General features: G+C 35.0%; 1 protein-coding gene. It reads right to left on the reverse strand.

Annotated elements, in window-relative coordinates; genetic code table 11:
- Positions 1-30: 30 nt before the first annotated feature.
- On the reverse strand, positions 31-274 hold a 244-nt coding region (locus AB4653_RS27120), incomplete at its 5' end, for a hypothetical protein (RefSeq protein ID WP_372105786.1).

Here is a 274-nt window from a genome sequence, read left to right on the forward strand (position 1 = left end):
TTGTAGCCATACTATTAAGTATTTACAATATTAATTAAGTCGAGATTGGACTTGAGACCAAAATTGGTCAGCTACTAGGACAAACTGTGCACGGTTCTGATCCAAGTATGCTAGAAAGTCCTTATCATTGACATCTTCATTTACAGCACTAACTACTAGTTCTTGAGTTAGACTTTCTACTATTAACTTAATTTCAGTATCCGTATCTAGCATTAATATTAGTCGGCTTCGCAGAGAGTATACTTTCATTTGTAGAAGATCAAACTGACCATCC

Source organism: Vibrio sp. 10N.222.48.A3 (assembly GCF_041475345.1).
In the GTDB taxonomy this organism is placed as follows: domain Bacteria; phylum Pseudomonadota; class Gammaproteobacteria; order Enterobacterales; family Vibrionaceae; genus Vibrio; species Vibrio tasmaniensis_A.